Origin of the sequence: Rhizobium fabae (genome assembly GCF_003985135.1) — a bacterium.
Lineage (GTDB): Bacteria > Pseudomonadota > Alphaproteobacteria > Rhizobiales > Rhizobiaceae > Rhizobium > Rhizobium pisi.
Window position 1 is genome coordinate 122169 of sequence record NZ_ML133656.1, and the last position, 18798, is coordinate 140966.

Below are 18798 nucleotides of genomic sequence, written 5' to 3' on the forward strand. Positions count from 1 at the left end.
CGATGATTTCCAGCTCTGTTCTTTCGCGCGACCTCGCGTCGTCGCTCGTCGTGTTCCTCGTTGCCATACCGCTTTGCCTCGGGATTGCGGTGGCGTCAGGAGTTCCTGTGGCCATGGGCCTCATATCCGGCATTGTCGGCGGCCTCGTTGTCGGCCTTTTGGCCGGATCCCCACTTCAGGTGTCGGGGCCGGCGGCGGGTTTAGCCGTGATCGTCTTCGGCTTCGTCGAGCAATATGGCGCTGCCATGCTCGGGCCGGTTCTCATCGTGGCGGGATTGCTGCAGGTCCTTGCGGGATTCCTGCGGATCGGCTCGTGGTTTCGGGCAATTTCGCCTGCAGTCGTTCACGGCATGCTCGCCGGGATCGGGATCCTCATCATCCTTGGCCAGATCCATGTGCTGATGGGGGCAAGACCTGCTGCCGGAGGCATTGAGAACGTCACTGCCATGGAGCAGACCTTCGCTCGCGTATGGGGCGCAGGGCTGACGCGCGAAGCGGTCGCCCTCCTCGTGGGGTTGATTTCCTTGCTTGCCATGATCGCCTGGGAAAAGTTCAGGCCGAAGTCCCTGATGCTGGTGCCTGGTGCCCTGGTGGGGGTCGCGGCCGGTACGATATTGACCGTCGGGATGCAGCTGCCGATCGCAAGAGTGGAGGTGCCGTCCTCTCTCGTCGAAAGCATTACCCTGCCGACGCTCGATGGCTTCGCCAGGATGATAGAGCCCGGTATCATCGTGACGACGCTTGTCATCGCGGTGATCGCCAGCGCGGAAACGCTGCTGTCATCCGCCGCCGTTGATCGCATGCACGATGGCGTGCGGACCCGCTTCAACAAGGAGTTGTTCGCCCAGGGCATCGGCAACGGACTTTGCGGTCTCCTTGGTGCCCTGCCGATTACCGGTGTCATCGTCAGATCGTCCGCCAACATTCAGGCCGGCGCACGGACGCGGGCCTCGGCCGTGCTGCACGGCGTTTGGATCCTTGGGCTCGTGGCATTACTGCCGCAGCTGCTCGCGATGGTACCGCTGACCGCACTTGCCGCGGTGCTGCTTGTGACAGGATGGCGGCTGATCAGTCTCCATCACGTCCGGCACCTCTTCGATCATCACGGCTGGGTTCCCGTGGGAATCTGGACCGCGACGGTGGCGATGGTGGTGCTTCAGGACCTGCTCGTCGGCGTGGCGCTCGGCCTTGCGTTGTCCATACTGGAAATCCTTCCGCACCTACGTCGCAAACTTGCCATCGACAGGTTGGAGGATGAGGAATCCATCCACCTCGACCTCGTCGGCGTGGCGACTTGCAAGGACGTTCCTGTCCTGCTCAACATGCTGGAAACGCTTCCCGAGGGTCGTAAGATCACGATCGCGGGTACCCGCCTGCATTATCTTGATCATACCAGCGCCGAGACCCTGCGCGACTGGTTGAAGCGCCAGAAGAAATCAGGGCGCCTCGTCGAAATCGAGCATCCGCCGGTCGGACGCCATCGGCGGCTGAAACCGATCTTTGAACGGCTGTCAGAGGAAGTTGCCTGATCGGCGGTGAACGAACCAGCTACCAAGCGACAATGTGCTTGCCCCGCTTGCGGGGCAAACACGGCAAGAGGCGAAGCGGAAACATTCCCTCGCTGCCATTGCTGCGGCCATACGAGATGCCACATTACAATCAGGTTTTGTTGGCATTCCGTCTCTGCTGGCAGCGGTCGAAAGAAGACGCAGGACACGGCGGCTTCCTGTTCGACAATGTGATCTTCCCGCTGATCCTGCGCGATGTCTATGCCGACAAGAACCGGCAGGAGGCAATCATCAAGGGTAGCGATGTCGACTGGACCATCGTCCGTCCGTCGGTTCTTAACAACAAGCCTGGGGTAAAACGATCAGATCTCTGACGGATCTGAGCAACTTTCACGGTGGCTCGATATCGCGGGTAGACGTGGCAACGTTCATTCTCGATCACCTCAACAGCGATGCGTGGCTGCGCAAGTCGCCGTTGATTACTTGGTGAGGGAACACTGGGGCCAGCCGCATCGACGTCAGCGGGCTAAGGCGGCGCCTCGTCACCTCGCAAGGGCCAGTCTAGACTAGCAAATGGCGCCTTTGTATAATGGGCCGGCATTCCGCCGTGATGATCGACCTTCACGAGAGCGGTAGCGCAGCAGAACATGGCGAGAAAGTCGTCCATCGATCTCTGTCCCATCGGCATCGGCACTTGATATGAGTTAACTTCACGCGCCGAACAACACAGGTCGGTCAGGATCTTCACAAAAGCGCGAACAGCGGGATTGGCGCGCCGGCTTTCGGGCCAGAGTACCGTGATGTATGAGGTCACCGTCCATGCCGACGTTCTCGCTCTGCTGCCTGATCCGGCAACTGCGCGGATCTGCCTGGACGTCGCCGAAGACGCCGCCCGCGCGGTCTGCGGCACCATGGCAGCCGCCCACGTTGGCGCCGATCCTGCAAGGATGATCGCCGCGCCGGAGGAGATTGACCTGCAGATGCTGCGAGATTTGGACGAAGGCTCGCCAGCGCAGCGATTGGAGCGGGTCACCTCCGCCTTCGAGGACTGGAAGCAGGCCAAGTCCGATAGAGAGCGTCTCCTTCTGGACGACTGCCGCGGCGATCTCAATCGCTGTGTGACCAGCAAATGCCATGAGGCGGCGCTTGTAGTCGCTCCGTGTCACGGCAACATGGATGCCCGCGACGCGTTCCACGATCTTCTGTTCAATGAACAGAAGCTCGTCCTGGCGCCGCCGCCCGGTCCCTATCGAGGCAACCTGCTGGGACATGTGGTGATCGGCTGGAAACCGCATGATCATGCGCAGCGCGCGGTCGTCGCCGCCCGGCGCTGGCTGGCCGCGGCCGATCGCGTGACCGTTCTATGCGTCAACGACAAACCGGACGGAAGCTACCAGTTCACTGCGAGGGAGCTCATTGACCAGCTCGGGCTCAAGAGCGATGTCGTCGCGATCGACTCGGGAAGTCGGTCCGTAGCGGAAGCAATCCTCGATTTCGCCAGGTCGGCGAATGCCACCTGCCTACTTATCGGCGCATTCAAGCACGGCTATTTCCTGGAACTGCTTCTCGGTCGTATCACCCGTCATCTGCTGTCGCATGCCGCGCTTCCGTTGATGATGAAGCATTAGGTGCAGCTGAGATCATTTCACGACCAGGACTTGGCAGGCGCCAATTCGACCAGCCTCTCGGGCGGTGTTCGCAAGAGCCAACAGGTTACTGCCGTCATAGGATGACGTGCCGCAGCAGTGTCAGAAGTTCAGAATCATAGCAATCCGCCGGAGGGGATCGAGGCCTTTCTCGACTTCGGAAGTGAGTATGGCCTGTAGGCGAGACGTGCATTCGCGCGAGTTTCTGACGGGTACGGTGACAGCGGTGTTCTTTGCCCTACGCATCGATAGCTTCATCCGGCATTTCCATGGCTATTGCGATCGCCATTGCAGACATTAGACATAGTTTGCACGGCAAGGTCAGCATCATATTTGCTCGGATTAGCACGACGCCAGTTCGCTTGGCGAGTATCGGTCTTTAGCATCGCTGCATTCTGCCCTGTGTAAGGCCGTGCTCAGGTCTGAGAGTTACCTGTATGCCGTGCTCAGGTCTGAGAGTTACCTGTATCACGCCTTCGCTTCTCTGTTGACGCAAAATCCTTGTCCTTCCTGGGCACTGTCCTTGGTGTTCTTGAAGTTGGCCAAAATAGGCGGACTTGGCCAGCTACGAACGCAAGGGAGAACACGCTTACGCTACCGATGTCGTTGCGGAGCTTTTCGTATGAGCGTTTACACCCATACCACCCGTTTCGAACCGGCCGCGCTCTAACCGCAACTGAAATCCCCCAGGTCGCACCGTCGATTTTGCCGCTCGCGCCCCGTCGGCCGCAAGGGAAGCTTCGCCGCGCACATTATCTCATCGCTGCTCATCCTCAAATCGCGCCCTTGCAGTCGCCGGTCTTCGCGGCTGGTGGGGGTTGCCCTGACAATCAGGAGGGCGGAAAGGACATTGGACATGCAAAGAGAAGATATCGAGCGGCTGCGCGAGCAAGTCTCCTGCGCCGTTGCCCTGGAGCAGGCTGGTTTTGCAATCGATCTGAAGGAGAGCACGCGCCGCGCCGTCAAATTCCGACGCCGCGGTGAGATCATCATCGTCACCCACGAGGGGAGGGGTTGGTTTGATCCGCTGTCGGACCGAAAGGGAGACATCTTTGCACTGATTGGCTTCCTTCAGCCCGGAAATTTTCAGGCAACGCTGGCGGCAGTCGAAGCCTTGGCCGGCGTTCAGCCATTGTACCCGACATGGCGGGCGCGCACGTCGCGCCGGACGGCCGCTGACATCTCTACACGATGGGCGGCCCGCCCGCTGTTGTGCCAGGGGGCACGTGCTCACCACTACTTGTCCCGCATGCGCGCCATTCCGCGCCGTGTGCTGCAACAGGCGACCGACGCCAGACTGATCCGGCAGGGACCTTCCGGCAGCGCCTGGTTCGCCCATCAGGACAATGATGGCAGGATCTCCGGCTGGGAGGAGAGGGGACCGGTGTGGCGCGGATTTTCGACCGGGGGCGCCAAGACGCTCTTTCGCTTCGGAAACTCGGTCGGCGGCCGGCTTTGCGTCACCGAAGCCGCCATTGACGCGCTCAGCCTATCGGCACTCGAGGGTCGCCGCGCCGATACCCTCTATACCAGTACGGCTGGCGGCTGGTCGCCGGCAACCGAGAGTGCCGTGACGTTGCTCGCCGGTGACCTCGATCTCGTTGTGGCGGCGACCGACAGCAATAGCCAGGGCGAGGCCTATGCCGATAGGTTGCGACAGATCGCGTCGAGCCTGGACTGCGGTTTCCAGCGGCTTCGCCCGAACGCCGGAGACTGGAACGAGGATCTTCAGCAGAGACGGACAAGGTAGAGAGCTGAAGGCTGGCCCGCTGCATGGGAATTCGCCGCGTCAAGGGCAAGGCTTTGCCCGTTGGCGTCGCCTCCTGACCCGGACGTGCCGATGGGGTGATCAAAATGTCTCGAGGCAAGGCTTTCGGGCCAGAACCTCAGGAGAAAGCCATGACTTGTCGTCCCGAAACTCGCAAGATCTTCCAAGGTGTCGCCAGCCGTCACGAACCGCCACAACCAAGCGCGTACGACGAGGTACGCACTTTCGGTCGGCAACGACCGGGGCGGTTGTCAATTTTGAAGGATACCGAGACGCCCAATGGCGCCGTGGCATGCCCTGTCGACCATGGAAGCTGAACGCTGGAGCTACCGCAATCGATTGGAGGATTCCGAACGGCCGCCGGTGTCCTACCGGCCGCACCTTGGAGAGACATTCGCCTTCGCTTGCTCTTAAGCGAAATGAACTCGACGACATCGAACGCGATCTCGTCGCGGCGGAGATGGAGGACGTGGAAAGTGATATACAAGCTGCGATCAAGGCTGGCTGAAGAAATCCGTAGAACCCCCTATATGACATTTCGATGTCATAGTTGCCCGTCACTACCAATTACCGATGGCATTCTGCATCGTCGCATGGCATGTTCGTGCTTTCCGGCTCCAGAAGAGGCGCTTCCCGCAAGAGTAGAGCGCCTTTTGTATTTCCTTGTGCGCCGTACAAACAGACAAACATCAGGTTTCATAGCTTTAGGGTAATCCTTTGACGCGCGATGCAGATCGGTGCCAACGACCCAATGGTCCGCCTACACGCAAACCAAAGCAAAGGCCCGCGCAAGCCCCTGTTGACAGAGTATCTCGCCCGGCCGAAAAGGGTTCGGCTGTAAAGGAGATGATCGATGGCTGAAGAGAATAACGCTGCCCCCGCTGTTGCCGTAGGCGTAGCGGCTCCGGTAGAGACACCCCCTGTGAAGAAGACGCGGGCACCTCGTCAGAAGAAGGCGGTTGCCGCGCCGGCTGACGTTCCGTCGCAAGCTGCTGCTGCACCGTCGGATTCCGTAAAGGCTGCAAGCGGCCGTGGCAGGAAGGCCAAAGCGGTCGTTGCAAAGCCCGAAGCTGCAGCAAAGGCTACCAGAGCCAAGCGCAGGCCTAAGGCTGTTCCACAGCCGCAACCAACGTCTGTCGCAGTGCTTGATGAGATTGAAGATCTGATCAAGCTGGAAGAAGAGAACCAGCGTCTTCGCAAGCTGCTTGCCGAAAAGCTGCGCAACGAAAACGCCGATCTGCGCAGGCGGCTTGATCGCGTCTGACGCGAACAGTGCTGTCGTTCTGCCTTTTGACAGCGGCAAGCATATCGAACCAAGAAATTTGGCAAGCGGGATCTGCAAGGATCTCGCAGCGCCGTTGCGCATCCAGTCAGGGGGTAAAGCACTATGAAGTCACCATGGCGATTTCTCGCGGACCTGACGTCGCGCCGTAAAATGCAATCGTCGCCGTTGGTTCCCCCGGCTTCAGACAAACCGGCTGAGGATCAGGCAGGCGATCAGGACGGGGCGCAAGCGCTTTCTGCAACGAAAGCTGCGTCGACTGATCATTCGCTCGGAACGACAGACGTCGCCGCCGCTTCGCCGGTTACGTCATCATCGGTGGTCAGGCCCGCGGTCGAACCGAGCGAAGTCGCCTCCCATTTGCCGTCGGAACGAGCGGTTGACATAGTAGAACCGGAAGTCGCAATCGAGCGTCCAGATCCAGATGTCGTGGCAATAGCACCGGCAAGCCCTGGCGATATGGAAGCCCTGTCGACCTCTAGCAAAAATCGGTCGAAGCGTATAAAGCCCGGTTCGGTTCAAGTCGTGACGCAGTCTCCGTTCAAGTCGAACGACGACCCACAACCTGCATCTCTTCCGGTGCAGCCTCTGACATTTCTTCAGGAGGTGGCCGCCCTCGACGAAGACATCGCGGCGCTGAAGGCTACCTTGGCGCTGAAGCTGAAACTGCAGAACGCTCAATTGAAAAAGATGCTCGAGCGCTTTGATATTCGTTAGCCTGCCGGTCAGGCTGTTATGATTGGAATGACATGAAGACTCCGCAGAGAAATTTCGTTGTCGAGATCAAGTCGAAGGGCCGCCGATCGGCAGTCAGGCAGGGATCCATCTGGGGCAGTACAGATCTGAAGGCATTTGCCCGTCAGGCAGCCAGCGTGGCGCCGCAGCTGTTTGAGGACGGGCAGAAAGCTGACGTGACGGTCGAAAACATTGTCATCGCGCCTGCCGTGGAAAATGCGCCTGTTGCGGCGCCGGTTCTCGCGCCGGTGGCTGAGACCTCTGATGCCATAGCGGCGATCGCCGTTGCTACTGTGGAAGAGCGCTCAGAACCAGAACTGGCCGTTGTCGAAGTTGTTGCAAAAGCCGCCGCGACAAGAAAGCCCCCTCGATCGGGGATCACGGGCCGTCAGTCGCCAACTAGGCCTAAAGACGGCGATAAGGTCGGTACCTCAGTAACTTCCCACTTGGCGTCTCTCAGCGAAGCTTCAATTGATGAATTGTCTGCTCTCGAAGCCGAAAATCGCCGATTGAAGACGCTTTTGGCTGATCGCCTTCGCCAACAGAATCTGCGGCTTCGAATGATGTTGCACCGCTTCGGTGCTCCCTGATCCGACAGCATATCCTTGGTTGACCCCGTCGTGACTAGCTCCTTGTTTGGAAACTCTTTCGCTGGTGCGCTCCCTCTCCATGCATCCAGGAACCGTTGGATGTTCTGCGCACAAGTTACCGAGGTTTGACGCAACCTTGCGATGTTTTGCATGGTCTAGGCCGCGGTCTCTTGGCCACGCGGCGCTAAACGCAGGATAATGGAGTTGCAGACCGCAACTGTCGAAGCGCTGCGGGGAGCTTTCCCAACATGAAGTGCGGGGACTGGAGTTGCCAAGCGGATTTACCTCCGAGTTCGGCGCAGTCTGAAAGGAGCTTGGCGGAACCGCGGCAAGCCGATGATGTGCCAGCGTTGGCCGAGTACGCACGTCGAGCGGTTCATCCGGCGCTGCCCTCGGTTCTGCTGCGGTCTGAACCGGACTGCAGCCCGGTCAAAGGCCGCGGTCCGCGCCGCGGGGCGGCAGGCTCGACGCTTGCTTCGCAAGGCGTTGCCGCGTTCACTGCAGACCGCAAGCGCCCCGCATTGTCCGCAACCCCACCTTTCTCGCCTCGCATCGTCCTGACCTTGGGCCAGGCCGCCTCGCCGGTTCGTGTCGACCGCACCCGAGGGACAGCGCCGGACAAACGGCAGGCCCCGGGCTTTGCTCAACCAACACGGACAAGGACATTCATCATGGCATCGCTCAACCGTTCCGCACCGATAGCCCGCCCAGCCGCCCAGCGTGCCACCACCCTCGAGATGGTCCGCCACGCTTGCCCGGACAGCGCGCAGGCACAACGCATCTCCGAAAGCTTCGGCCTGGCCGTCGTCGATAGCGACGGTATCCGCGAACTCCACCGTGCCCAGCTCATCGAAAGTGCCGTGGCACTGAAAGACGGTCTCGCCGAAAGGGCCATGCAGATCCACATGCAGCGCATCGTCGGCTCCTTCGTCGGCTCCGCCTACGGCGCGGGCCAGTTCTATAGCCGCTCAGTCACGGAAGCCCGCGATCTCACCACCAAGCTTTCCAACGACTATCGCGACGAGGATATTGAAGGCCCGGTCGGCTTCGACAGCCGCGCCCAGCGCAAGCGCGAATTCGCAGCCGACATGGGCCTGCAGGCCCACGTCCTGCGCATGGCCGCCGAAGGCGCAGTCAGCGCCTATGAAGAGATCACTGGTGAGACCTGGAAGCCATATGAGCGGGCAGGCGCTGCTGCCGCCGCTCCATCGATCGACCAGAAGGCGGCTTCGCTACAGATGTCCGCTTTCGACTGACGGAAGGGGCGAAAGCCCCTTTATCTCCGGAACAAGGCCGGTGCGCGGCGCGCACCGGCCTATTCTGTGTCGTTTGGCTAGCCTTGCCCCTCACGGTTCGTCCCGGTTTGCGGTCTAGCTGCGCCCGGAGATGGTCGGTCGCAACGGCAAGCCGTCCTCCACTGTCGTTCCGGCCCGCCTGCGATGATCGAACTATCAACCAGGATGCCAGCGGGTGCGCCGCTTCCGGCCTCCGCTTTCTCGACCGCCGTGACGAACCGCGAAGGGCGCGGTTCGCGGGGTCGAGGGATAAGATCATGAAGAAGTCAGACAAGAACAACGGCGAACGTGCAGACATCTATGCACGCATCACCGACAAGATCGTTGCCGCGCTGGACGAGGGTGTGCGGCCATGGCTGCAGCCATGGAGCGCGAAGAATCTGAGCGGCCGCGTTTCGCGGCCCTTGCGCCATAACGGCGAGCCCTATTCGGGCATCAACGTGCTACTGCTCTGGTCGGAGTGCATGGCACGCGGCTTTTCGTCATCGACATGGATGACGTTTCGCCAGGCATTGGAACTTGGCGCTTGCGTCCGCAAGGGCGAGACGGGCTCGATGGTCGTTTATGCCAACCGTATCAGCAAGATCGAAACTGACGGCGAGGGGCGGGAGGTCGAACGCGATATTCCCTTCCTCAAGGCCTACACCGTCTTCAATGTCGAGCAGATCGACGGCCTTCCTAAAAGCTATGCAGTTCCGAGTGAGGACAATACCGTGCGGCCCGTTGACAGGATCGCGCACGCCGATGCCTTCTTCGCGGCGACCGGCGCCCTCATCCGTCATGGTGGCGACAAGGCTTTCTACGCGCCGGCGCCGGACTATATCCAGATGCCTCCGATCGAATCGTTCCGGGACGTGGAAAGCTATTATGCAACGCTTGCCCATGAAGAAATTCACTGGGCTGGTGCACCCCATCGCCTCAATCGTGATCTTTCCAGATACACAAAAGACCGGTCGGAGCGGGCCCGCGAAGAACTGATTGCCGAGTTGGGTGCGGCATTCCTTGCGGCCGACCTCGGCATCGTTCCGGAGATGGAGCCGCGCCCGGACCATGCGAGCTATCTCGCGTCATGGCTTTCGGTTTTGGAGAGCGACAAACGGTTTATCGTCCAGGCCGCAGCGCATGCGCAACAGGCCGTCGGTTATCTGCACGCGCTTCAGCCGCACGATGAGGCCGCATAATCCTCCCGCAAGTTGGTCGCTATCCCGGGCCGACTTGCATAAAGATTACGTGTTTTACGCAATTGACTGGAGGTGCCTATGAAGCAGTTTTCTTATTCGGACATGAACCGAGCCTCGGGCGAGATCCTCGAGGCCGCATTGGTCGAACCGGTGACGCTCACCAAGCGAGGCAAGGAGAAGCTCGTCATCTTGACCGCGGAGCAGTATCGAAAGCTGCTCGGCCGCTCCCATACTGCCGCATACAATCTCGACGACGCACCAGACAAAGTCCACGCCGAGTTGATGCATGGCCTCGACGAGTTGCTCGAGGACGGGCAGGTTTGACGCGGGGGATGTCGTCCGTTTCCATTATGGCTGGAAGCGTCAGCAGACGCCGGCGAAGAAACAGGTCGCAAGGCGCGACCGGTCTGTGTCGTCGTCCGTGCCAGGTGTTGTCGTCCTGTTCGCCATAACTTCGCGAACGCCGCAGCACGAGCGCCTGTTTCTGCCGATCAGCCAGATCGAATGCCGGCGCGCCGGTCTCGATTTTCCGTGCTGGATCATTCTCGACGAGTACAACCGGGTCGAACTCGACAAGGCCTTCGATTTCGAGTGCGCCGTTCCGCTCGGCAGTTTGAGCCCGGCCTTCCTCAAGAAAATCGCCGCACCGTTAAGGATGCAGCGGCGAGCCGCAGGGTGGCGGCCTTGAACCGTTCATGAGCCGGTCGCACACGCACGCTGATTGCCGTGCCAATCCAGTGCGCACCAAGGCACGGCCTGGCTTCAGTCATCTCCGGACGGATCTAAGTTGCAGCGGGGATTGTGAGCCGGTCTTGACGATGTCCGAGGGCGTCTGGTGCGGAGATGCGTCTGCCGAAAGCGCGATCTGCCTGACGGAGCCAGGCGCCGGATCCTCTCCGCGCAACAGCTCGCCCCCGCGGTCTCGATGGGGCATGTCTGACCGGAAATCGCCTCGCACGCTCGGCTCGATCGTCCTCCCGCAACGGCCGGCTCGTTTTCTTCCCCTGGCGATGACCACCCCACATGACAGGTCCTGTGGGGACCCCGGATCTGCCGCCATTCCTCGCGAGACAAGAAAGCCTCGGCCAAAGGCCGTCCTTCACTTTGTTACGGCCCCAAGGGGTGCGGTCCGATCGTTCCCGGTCTCATCGACAGCCATCGAGGCTGCGATGGGCGCGGCCCGAGCAACAGAAGGATTACGACTATGGCAACCATCGGCTCTTTCACCGCTTCCGAAAACGGCTTTACCGGCACGATCAAGACCCTCAACCTCAACGTCAAGGCCAAGATCGTCCGCGTCGAGCGCACCTCCGACGACGCTCCCGATTTCAGGGTCCTGGCCGGCAATGTCGAATTTGGCGCCGGCTGGCAGAAGCAGGCTCGCGAGAGTGAGCGCGACTACATCTCGGTCAAGCTCGACGACCCGAGTTTCCCCGCGCCGATCTACGCAACGCTGACCGAAGTTCAGGGGCAGGAAGGATTGCAGCTCATCTGGTCACGCAGCACGCGTCGCTGATAAAGCCGAAAGCCCCGCTCGATCCGAGCGGGGCTTCTGACGTGTTACTTGTTCAGCGCGTCCTTCAGCGCCTTGGCCGGTTGGAAGCTCAGCTTCTTTGCGGCCGCGACCTTGATGGTCGCGCCGGTCGACGGATTGCGAGCCTCTCGCTCAGGTGTTTCCTTCACCTTGAACTTTCCAAAACCTGGTAGGGACGTCTCGTTGCCGGCAATGGCAGCCGCCGTGATCGAAGCGATCACAGCCTCGACGATGGCTTTCCCCTGTCCCTTGGTCAGGCCGTGCTCTCCGGCAATCTTGTCGGCGATTTCGTTGGTGGTGGTCATTTTTTCTCTCCGCATCATGAATGACCCGGAATCCCTGCCACTGGTGACCGCCGCTGTCATCGGCACGCTGCGGCAAATTCCGTATAAGAACGCGATTGTCCACAAGTACCAACGAGGTTTGCGACCATCCGCGGCAAGCGTCGATAAACCGGAAGCTGGTATCGAGCCCGCGTCGACATTTTTGGGTGCCATACGGAGAGGAAAGTCTGCTCAGTCCGCCCGAGGGTGCCATGGCGGCATGAAGGCCTCAAGGACGAGCGGTTCCCCCAATTTTGCCTCCGCTCCGGTGCCCTCCTCTCCGACAAAATCGGCTCCCCCACTCGCCGGCTCCGCCGGTCGCCATCGCGATCCTTGACCCCTCCATCCCGCCATGACCGGAGCGCTCGTCTTTCACAAACGTCAAGGAGACGACACATGACGAACGAACTGGATCGGACCATCGTTGAACTCAAGGCCGAGCTGCGGAACGCACATCCGGACGAGCGCTGCCAGATCGCAGCGGAACTCGAACTGGCGCTGGCCGAACGAGAGGTCTTCGTGGCGGAGCAGGAAGGCCGCATCAGCGCCGAGCCTCCCTTTTGAGGGAGACTTTTGCCATGTTGCCAAGCCTAACCGTCGGATCGACCGACGGTCAGGCTTGAAGCTTCGCTTCGCCGTCAATGATCGGGTGAAGTCGTGGCGGCGGGTTGTCCGAAAAAGCTCGGTGCGGGGCGGGGAGGGGACCTTGCTGGAAATGGGGCCTTGGTCTGTATCCGCGCGAGCGCTTCTTTCTCAGAAGCTCGAGGAAGAGTTCGACTGCATCCTCCTCCCGCGTGAAATGATGCATCATCCTCTGACCACCGGCGCCAATGCGCCCCCACCTGCGGATGAGGCACGCTTCACCGAACAGGGTCGGCTCTATCGACATGGCATAGTAGCGGGCCATGTTTTTCGTGGCGTCGACGCGTTCGACATATAGCTCGTAGGGTTGTGCAATCATTGCGGCATGATCGTTGAGAGCGGACTCGGCGTCCAACGAGAGATTTGAATCGATCGACCTCGATTGATTCATGACGATGATGGGTTGTCGGATGGGCAGGATGATCCGGGCGAGACGCCTGGGGCGGACGGTGCTATTCGCTGCCGCTCTTGGAGCCCGCAAGCGGTCTCCGCCCATTCGAGTGACGCCGCCCCTCACGCGGTTGCCGCATCGTCAGCGCGATCGCCCGAGTTCTTTGTGCAGCGTCAGCGACCTGCGCGATGCGATCGTGATCCGACCGAGCGCTGTTGATTTGAACCCGGCTCCGTGTAGAGGGCACAAGGTGGGGTCGCGGGCGGAACATGCCACTCGCCATAATGCAGACCAGCCAGCCGGCGGTAACATTCAATTCGGGTCCCAAGGGGGTGGCGGTATGTCTCCGTCCGCGACCCGCCAGATCCATGCAGACATGTCCGGTCGTGCGTCGATCATCTCGCGGAGCGATGCCTCAAACCGATCATCGGCATTGGGCGGCACAATATAAAGCGCCGTGGGTTTAGGGCGAGCCTCCGGCAGAATCGCATTGGCGAGTGGCTGGCTGGTGGCGAGGTTGAAACGCAATCCTTTTACCGTCTTGCCCCGCAATCGTACGAGCTTTTCGAGAAGCCGCTCTTCATGCGCATTCTCCACCGGCAACCACTGCTCGGTGACGGTCATCAGAGCGATCTCATTGATCGTCACAAGGCCGGCCGAGCCAGCTTCGATCGTCGCGATTGCGATCAGATGGTGGCGGTCATCGCTTTTCCAGAGTGCCAATTCTGCCTCGAACCGCCGCTGCAGCCTCCTCCACACCGTCTCTTCTAGATGCAGGCGAAAACCCGGCATGTGCTTGACGACAACCTGCTGCCCGCTTCTCGCGGCTGCGAACTCCTTAATCTCACCGACCAGCAGCATCAGTTTTTTCGGCCCGGTCCCTGACCTTGCCAATGCCGCCATCGCCTGGCTGCGTCGCTGCTCTATCGCAGCCTTGTCGTCGGTTCGAAATGGCTCCGGCACGAACAGGCGTTCTGCAAGCGGCTCTCCCCGCACCGACATGGTACGAGCAGCTTCGATGAGATGATGATAGATTTGCCACCAATGGCGCTTGCCCGACCAATAGGACGTCCATTCGGTGAGGCCGCTTTCATGCCAGAGGAGATGGAGAAGTGCGCGCAGCGAAAGTCGTTTGCTGTCGTTCTTGACGCTGTCTGATTGCGATGAATCAGTGTTCTCTGGTCCCGACGCCCCGCGCTTCGACAATGGAAAATCCAGCTTCAGTGCCGCAAACCCTGCGACCGCATCCAGCTTGATCGCTGTCCCCATCAATGCCCCGAGTCCGGATAGCTCGTAAGGCGGTTCATAGGATGGGCAAGTCGCATGGTGATCCCCGCCGGAGAGCGGCATACGCTTGACGACCAACTGCCCACCAATCTGCGCGATATACATGGGCATGCCTGGCTCCCGGCAGAGGCAAAGCGGCCGGACCTTCAGCCGATAGGCCTCTGCGAGCGCTTCCGCGTAGCTTTCCTCTTCGCCATCGAATATCCGGTCGACGATCCGCAGCCGCCGAGTCTCTCTTGCCGACTGTGAAATTCTTACCTCGGGCGTTCGCCAATCCATGGCATCAGTACCCGTTTTCCTTCAGGTAAAAATCGATCGCCGCCTGCATGATCACTGTCATCTTGACATCGTTCTCATGCGCCGCCCTTTTCAGGCGCGCCTTCGTCTCGTAGTCCAGCGCAACATTGACATAGAACTTCGCGTCGCGCTCTTTGGCGCGCTTCAGGTTTTTGAGTGCGTGGCGCGCTCGTTCCCCCGCGATAGCGCTTGTGGTCGCCTTCTGCCGGCGCGCACTTTCCGAGAGATTGGGCAGGATAGGGGCTGCGACCGGCCGCGCCGGTTCGTCTTTTGCGTGACGCTCGATCGATCCCGCATTTCCACCATCAGCATTGAGATCGGCTTTGGCCGCCTTCGATGCGATGATGAAGTCGTCAAGGCCCAGGCTCGGCTTGTTCATGCGGCAATGCCCTTGAGATGGATTGATCGTTTGCTCTCGATTTCCGTGACGAGCGCCTGAACTTCGGCGCGGGCTTTTCGGACGCTGTCGGTCAATTCCTGCATTTGCAAAGTCCCTAGGCCGTTTTGAATTTCGCGATAGATATTGCGCTCGAACAATTCTGTATCGAGCAGGCTTGTGCGATAGGCGGCGTCCTGCAAACCAGCGACGAATGGTCGAATATAGCGATAGGCTTCGAGGTTACGGGCCGGGACGGTCACGCGCGTCTTCACATTCAGGTGCTGAATTCTGGACCCTGCTTCGTCGTTTATCTCGTTGACCAAGGCGACCGCCTGCCCAGCCGCCTCGATCTCCTTGATCGCCGGCTGGATAGGAGAAATCACCAGTTCCGACGCGCGAATGATGCTCGTCTGAAAGGAGCTATCGACGCCGGGGGCGTCGATGACGATGAGGTCGAAGGAAGCTGCAAACCGATCGATCGCTGTTTCGAGCGATCGTGATGTCGAAGCCGTTTTGACTTCGATGTTTTCGGGCACATTTTGCTTGTTGTGGCACAATCGCCACCAGCCCGACAGGTTCTGCCTGCTGTCGGCGTCGATCAGAAGCACCCGCTCGTTTCTAAGTGCATACTCCCCCGCCGCGAGCGTTACGAGCGTGGTCTTGCCCGCGCCACCCTTATTACTCACTGCGGCATAGACTCGGCTCATCTTGATCGATCCTCTGACGGCTGGCGTACCTCGCTTCACGAATATAACTATATGAGTATAGCAATCGTCAACTCAAATGCGGGACTTCAGACATATTCTATGGGCGATGGTCTCTAGAATTTGAACGCAAGGCACCAACGCGCGCTGTGTTCGCTCGATGTGCCGATGCAGACTAACCATATTGAAATATAGCGTAAATATCCCGTGTGAATAAATGGTGTGAACACACCTTCATCGGGTTAGCTCACCGCTGATCGCTCTTGGGTTGGCTGATCACCGCGCCCGTAGCAGTTTCGCTTCTTGGGTTGAAATTTGTTACTAAAATAGTATATCTGTTTTTGGCAGGATACGCAAATTTGTGATACAAATTTGCTGACGATCGACGGACGAGCCGTCGATGGCGCCTGCGGCGATGTTTCAGAGAGGCTGAAATGGCGGCGAGCCATCGCAGGGCGATCGAACGGGGAGCGACGAACGAGCGAAGGGACCGGGTCGTGCACGCGCGTTTCAGCGCATCCGAAATCGCCGCGATCACGCGCGTTTCTGAGGAGGCCGGACTGACCATCTCGGCCTTCATGCGGTCGTTGACGCTGGAAGGGGCAGGGGTGCGACCCTTCTTTACCGATGACGACCGGGCGGTTCTGGATCTGCTTTTGTCGGACATGCGGGCAATCGGCGTGAACCTCAATCAGCTGGCGCGCGTCGCAAACACCGGCGGCCATATCCAAGCCGACCAGATCTCAGCCCAGACGGCGGATATTCAGAAGATCGTAGCGGTCGTGATGATCGAACTCAGGAGCTTCGCGGCACGCGGTGCCCAGCGCCGGCGAGGCGCGGCCTGATGGAATTCTTTCTAGGCGCTTTCGAAAATGAATGGGAGCGGCGCAAGGCCGCCTTGCTGCACGAACGATCGCTGGGCCGGGGCAAATATTTGGAGGACGAGGAGCGCCGCCGCGGAGTAGTCCCGACCGCATCTCTCATCGGTGGTGGAACACTTGGTCGCGCCAAACTCGGTTGGCGTTCGACCAGATTGCGGCATGGGAAAAGGCGCCGCGCAAGCGAACCTTCCATGCGAGATCGGTTTGCATCGCTGGCATCGGGTGGCCAACCGGCGGTGGTGAAGATGGCGTCTTTCGGTGGCGGAGGACGGCTAGGGGCGGTGATCAACTACATCTCGCGCAACGGCGACGTCGTCGTCGAAAACGAACGCGGCGAACAATTGCGCGGACGCGACGAACTTTCCACGGTCCGAAATGAGTGGGGCCATCTGATGAAAAACCGCGCCGAGAGCCGCGACATCGGGACCTTCGTGGTTGAGGTGAAGGAGCGGTTCGATCCTGCATCCGATCTCCACGAGAAGGCGCGGGCGGTCCTTAAACGTGGACTCGGCGACCGGATGTTCGCCTTTGCCGTATTGACTCGCGACGATGGCAAGGGCTTCTCCATCGACGGCGTCGCCGTGCTGCGGGACGGCGCGGCCGAGCGCCTCACGGGCGATGCGAAGGCGTCGCGGATCGTTGAGGGACGTCTGAACGATGAGGGAAGGGAGCAGAGTGAGCCCACATCGTTTCGCTTTACCGGTTACGGCAATGGGACCGACTACGGCACGGCCCGCCTGCGCGACCTTGTCAGCCGATACGATGGTGCGGTTTACGACGAGCAAGGGGGTGCGATCGTGGACGCCAAGCAGGCCGGCGATGTTGTGCAGCGGAAATGGCGCGACGGCCTGCATAGCCGCAAACCACGCGACATCATGCACGTCATTCTGTCGGCGAGGGCGGGTACGCATATCGGGGCCTTCCACTCCGCCGCGCGAGACTTTCTGGCGCAGGAATTTGCCGGTTACCGCTATGTATTTTCCCTACATGATCCGTTGAAGGACCCGAAGCTTGAGGAGGCGGGTGGCAGGCGGCCGCATGTCCACGTCCATGCGATCGTCGCTATGCGTTCGGACGCAGGCCACAGGATCGAAACGACGATCCCGGCGTTTCGCCGCTGGCGCGTGACCATGGCTGACAAGGCACGGGCCCACGGCATCAACATGGAAATGACCGACCGACGTGAGCGGGTGAGTGCTGCGGCTTATACCAAGAACCAGGTGCGTCCGACGGACCGCTATGGGCGAACGGAACATGAGGGAACGAGCGACGCGGCGCAACGAAGATATGATGCCAAGTGCTCGGATGAATATAGCTTTCCGCGGACAGAGCCGAGCCGGCGCTATACTGAATTCGCTAAGCATGAGTGGGCGACTTTAGCTGCAGGAAACGACGATGCAAGCGTCGAAAGGTTCGCAAGATCGCATATTATGCGTTTGGAATCAGACACAAAGAGCAACGATCCTCGATCGCCCGAAGTGGCTGGAGCGGAAAGTTTGCGCTCGCAATTCATAACGCATCTGGTATCTTTGGAAAAGATCGTTTCGAGGGATGAACCGATGCGTCAAATGAGCCGATCCGAGTTCGAGGCCTACGAAAAGCACGTCGAAACCGCCTTGTTTCAGGCGGAACGCGTTATGCCGGCAGCCGAGCGCGCGACTTTCGACGATATTGCTTCGGCAGCCCGCGAACACGTGAACGTGCGACGCGAGTTGATGGAACTGCACGAACAAAGTGGTGAGCGGCCCGTCGGCGATGGGTTGAAAGAGGGAGAACGAGACGACGCCAACGCGCGCTGGGACGAAGCCGTCGCCCGCCATGGCCGCAGGACCGTCGAAGAGGCAAACGAGGTCATGCTCGAGGTGGAACATTTCCGCGAAGCGATCGAGTTGGCGGATGCGGCGGAAATCAATGCCAACAAAGTGTCGTTGCAGGCCAACTTGAACCTTGAGATGGCGCGCGCCGGTGAGCTCGGTGCCGTCGGCAATAGCTTGATCCGCGAAATCGCGGAGATGGATCACGACCTCAGGATTGCGATCGAAGCGGCGGAGCGGTCACGGGAGCGCGGCATCAAAATGACATCGGAGAGGGAGGGCACCTTCGTTATCCAGGCTGTGCCCGCCGCCGAGAAGGAGCGAGGCGATCAGGACGGTGAGCCAAGCCGTGTTCGGACCGAGGGAGAAGAGAGAAGGCCAACTACCGATGGGACGCAGCCGAGCCTGGAACGCATAAGTTCCGGAGCAGGCGACACGACGCGCGCCGATCCGGCCCAGCAACGCATGCCGAGGCTGGAGGAACCCCAGCGCGAAACCGGCGAACGTCGAGATCGCGAACGCGACGACCGCGAGCGATAAG

18 protein-coding genes and 3 pseudogenes are annotated in these 18798 nt (G+C 60.1%); 16 read left to right on the forward strand and 5 right to left on the reverse strand.

The window, feature by feature from the left end; all coding sequences use genetic code 11:
* Positions 1 to 2 precede the first annotated feature (2 nt).
* The 13 genes and pseudogenes from EFB14_RS23830 (at position 3) to EFB14_RS23895 (ending at position 11521) form a co-directional block, all read left to right on the forward strand.
* On the forward strand, positions 3 to 1529 hold the full coding sequence (locus EFB14_RS23830; RefSeq protein WP_126829127.1) for a SulP family inorganic anion transporter: 1527 nt from the start codon (positions 3 to 5) through the stop codon (positions 1527 to 1529).
* Between the two features lie 173 nt (positions 1530 to 1702).
* Positions 1703 to 1998, forward strand: a pseudogene (locus EFB14_RS23835) (NAD(P)-dependent oxidoreductase); the annotation flags it as partial.
* A 310-nt stretch (positions 1999 to 2308) separates the two neighbouring features.
* The gene (locus tag EFB14_RS23840) at positions 2309 to 3136 is read left to right on the forward strand and encodes a universal stress protein (RefSeq protein WP_126829128.1); all 828 of its coding nucleotides are present in this window, start codon (positions 2309 to 2311) and stop codon (positions 3134 to 3136) included.
* Between the two features lie 214 nt (positions 3137 to 3350).
* A pseudogene (locus tag EFB14_RS23850) lies at positions 3351 to 3437 on the forward strand (DUF1419 domain-containing protein); the annotation flags it as partial.
* Between the two features lie 573 nt (positions 3438 to 4010).
* Positions 4011 to 4904 (forward strand): DUF3991 and toprim domain-containing protein, encoded by an 894-nt coding sequence (locus EFB14_RS23855; RefSeq protein ID WP_126829129.1) that lies wholly within the window; start codon positions 4011 to 4013, stop codon positions 4902 to 4904.
* A gap of 871 nt (positions 4905 to 5775) precedes the next feature.
* Positions 5776 to 6186, forward strand: a complete 411-nt coding sequence (locus EFB14_RS23860; protein WP_126829130.1) for a hypothetical protein — start codon at positions 5776 to 5778, stop codon at positions 6184 to 6186.
* Positions 6187 to 6309: 123 nt separating this feature from the next.
* Positions 6310 to 6921: a hypothetical protein gene (locus EFB14_RS23865; RefSeq protein ID WP_126829131.1), complete on the forward strand. Its 612-nt coding sequence runs from the start codon at positions 6310 to 6312 to the stop codon at positions 6919 to 6921.
* A 32-nt stretch (positions 6922 to 6953) separates the two neighbouring features.
* Entirely contained in the window at positions 6954 to 7529 is a 576-nt protein-coding gene (locus EFB14_RS23870; RefSeq protein ID WP_126829132.1) for a hypothetical protein, read from the forward strand.
* Between the two features lie 671 nt (positions 7530 to 8200).
* The gene (locus EFB14_RS23875) at positions 8201 to 8785 is read left to right on the forward strand and encodes a hypothetical protein (RefSeq protein ID WP_126829133.1); all 585 of its coding nucleotides are present in this window, start codon (positions 8201 to 8203) and stop codon (positions 8783 to 8785) included.
* A gap of 296 nt (positions 8786 to 9081) precedes the next feature.
* Positions 9082 to 10005 (forward strand): ArdC family protein, encoded by a 924-nt coding sequence (locus EFB14_RS23880; RefSeq protein WP_126829134.1) that lies wholly within the window; start codon positions 9082 to 9084, stop codon positions 10003 to 10005.
* 78 nt (positions 10006 to 10083) lie between these two features.
* Positions 10084 to 10329, forward strand: coding sequence for a type II toxin-antitoxin system prevent-host-death family antitoxin (locus EFB14_RS23885; protein WP_126829135.1), 246 nt, complete (start codon positions 10084 to 10086; stop codon positions 10327 to 10329).
* Positions 10292 to 10693, forward strand: coding sequence for a hypothetical protein (locus EFB14_RS23890; RefSeq protein WP_245438296.1), 402 nt, complete (start codon positions 10292 to 10294; stop codon positions 10691 to 10693). The genes EFB14_RS23885 and EFB14_RS23890 overlap by 38 nt, the downstream gene beginning before the upstream one ends.
* A 516-nt stretch (positions 10694 to 11209) precedes the next feature.
* Complete coding sequence (locus EFB14_RS23895; RefSeq protein ID WP_125846521.1) at positions 11210 to 11521, forward strand: DUF736 domain-containing protein; 312 nt, start codon at positions 11210 to 11212, stop codon at positions 11519 to 11521.
* A gap of 44 nt (positions 11522 to 11565) precedes the next feature.
* On the opposite strand, the gene EFB14_RS23900 is transcribed toward EFB14_RS23895, so the two are convergent.
* The gene (locus EFB14_RS23900) at positions 11566 to 11844 is read right to left on the reverse strand and encodes an HU family DNA-binding protein (protein ID WP_125846520.1); all 279 of its coding nucleotides are present in this window, start codon (positions 11842 to 11844) and stop codon (positions 11566 to 11568) included.
* A 414-nt stretch (positions 11845 to 12258) separates the two neighbouring features.
* Between EFB14_RS23900 and EFB14_RS33020 the strand changes: the two genes are divergently transcribed.
* Positions 12259 to 12426, forward strand: a complete 168-nt coding sequence (locus tag EFB14_RS33020) for a hypothetical protein (RefSeq protein ID WP_164737576.1) — start codon at positions 12259 to 12261, stop codon at positions 12424 to 12426.
* Positions 12427 to 12568: 142 nt separating this feature from the next.
* On the opposite strand, the pseudogene EFB14_RS33555 reads toward EFB14_RS33020, so the two are convergent.
* From EFB14_RS33555 to EFB14_RS23920, 4 genes and pseudogenes are all read right to left on the reverse strand, one after another.
* A pseudogene (locus EFB14_RS33555) lies at positions 12569 to 12823 on the reverse strand (WGR domain-containing protein); the annotation flags it as partial.
* Positions 12824 to 13207: 384 nt separating this feature from the next.
* Positions 13208 to 14461 (reverse strand): DUF1173 domain-containing protein, encoded by a 1254-nt coding sequence (locus EFB14_RS23910; RefSeq protein ID WP_126829136.1) that lies wholly within the window; start codon positions 14459 to 14461, stop codon positions 13208 to 13210.
* 4 nt (positions 14462 to 14465) lie between these two features.
* Positions 14466 to 14858, reverse strand: coding sequence for a hypothetical protein (locus EFB14_RS33560; RefSeq protein ID WP_210276263.1), 393 nt, complete (start codon positions 14856 to 14858; stop codon positions 14466 to 14468).
* A complete protein-coding gene (locus tag EFB14_RS23920; RefSeq protein WP_125846518.1) occupies positions 14855 to 15565 on the reverse strand; it encodes a ParA family protein in 711 nt (236 codons plus the stop codon). The genes EFB14_RS33560 and EFB14_RS23920 overlap by 4 nt, the downstream gene beginning before the upstream one ends.
* A 431-nt stretch (positions 15566 to 15996) precedes the next feature.
* On the opposite strand from EFB14_RS23920, the gene EFB14_RS23925 reads away from it, so the two are divergent.
* On the forward strand, positions 15997 to 16407 hold the full coding sequence (locus EFB14_RS23925; protein ID WP_126829137.1) for a plasmid mobilization protein: 411 nt from the start codon (positions 15997 to 15999) through the stop codon (positions 16405 to 16407).
* Positions 16408 to 16724: 317 nt separating this feature from the next.
* Positions 16725 to 18797: a relaxase family protein gene (locus EFB14_RS23930; protein ID WP_126829138.1), complete on the forward strand. Its 2073-nt coding sequence runs from the start codon at positions 16725 to 16727 to the stop codon at positions 18795 to 18797.
* Position 18798: the final 1 nt, after the last annotated feature.